General features: G+C 69.9%; 1 protein-coding gene and 1 pseudogene. Both read left to right on the plus strand.

The window, feature by feature from the left end; translation table 11 throughout:
- Positions 1-114 precede the first annotated feature (114 nt).
- Positions 115-411 (plus strand): annotated as a pseudogene (locus tag PSD17_RS27660) (transposase); the annotation flags it as partial.
- Between the two features lie 199 nt (positions 412-610).
- On the plus strand, positions 611-1258 hold a 648-nt coding region (locus tag PSD17_RS27665; protein WP_339125213.1), incomplete at its 3' end, for an IS110 family transposase.

The raw sequence follows: 1258 nt of genomic DNA on the forward strand, positions 1-1258 counted from the left end.
GTCCGCCAGGGTGGTGTGCGACCCGACCCTGGTGAGGGGCGTGGCGTAGACGTGTAGGGCGGCCATCGCGTGATCTTCTGGAGACCTTCCACAGTGCTTCAGGAGTTCCACGCGATGACCGCACCCTCCAGTATCGACCCGACCCATTTCCTGCACGAGCAGCTGTCCCAGGCGAGTCCCGACCTGCTGCGACAGATGTTGACCACGTTCATCAACACGCTCATGTCTGCCGATGCCGACGCCGTCTGCGGGGCGGCGTGGGGCGAGCGTTCCGAGCAGCGCACGAACACCCGCAACGGCTACCGTCACCGCGACTTCGACACCCGCACCGGCACGATCGACGTGGCGATCCCGAAGCTGCGCAACGGCTCCTACTTCCCCGACAGTGAGAATGATCAGCGAGAGCAGGCCGCTCGCGTCTGACTCGTTCCCTGACTGACCGCGGTGTCTTCAGCCAGATCCGTCGACGGGACCGCGGCCTGCTCTCGCACTGGCCCGGGCGGGCGTCGTGACCTCATAGGAGCTTGACCCCAGCGCCCCGTCACTGTCTTGTCCGCCGCCCGTCCGGGCCCGTGGCATCGGGTTCGCACGAGAGAACGGCAGGACGAGCGTGGCCAGCACGGCGGAAGAGATCTACGGCGGTGTCGACACCCACGGCAGGACCCACCATGCCGCCGCCGTCGACGGGCTCGGCCGAGTCCTCGGCGACAGGGAGTTCCCGGCCACCAGAGCCGGCTACGCCCAGCTGATCGGCTGGCTCAAGTCCTTCGGGCCCGTCGCTCTGGTCGGCGTGGAAGGAACTGGCGCCTACGGCGCCGGGCTGGCCACGGCCCTGTCAGAGCACCGGGTGCAGGTAGTCGAGGTCGACCGGCCCCACCGCCGTGCTCGGCGACGGCAGGGCAAGTCTGATCCGCTCGACGCGCTGGCGGCAGCCCGGGCCGCGCTGTCCGGAGAGGCCAGCGGAGTGCCCAAGACCCACGGTGGGCCGGTCGAAGCGATCCGCGCCCTGCGCGTGGCACGACGCGGCGCGGTCAAGGCCCGCACGGCCGCGCTCAACCAGCTCCACGGCCTGCTCGTCACCGCTCCTGCCCCTTTGCGCGAGAGCCTGTCCGGGCTCTCGTCGATGATGCTGGTCCGTCGCTGCGCAGGATTTCGCATCGACGACTCTCGACTCGCCGACCCGACGATGGCGACCAAGGCAGCCCTCCGGGCGGTCGCTCGACGCGTCCAGGCGCTCCTGGAGGAGGTGGCCGCCGCG

It is taken from the genome of Pseudonocardia sp. D17, assembly GCF_036984265.1.
In the GTDB taxonomy this organism is placed as follows: domain Bacteria; phylum Actinomycetota; class Actinomycetes; order Mycobacteriales; family Pseudonocardiaceae; genus Pseudonocardia; species Pseudonocardia benzenivorans.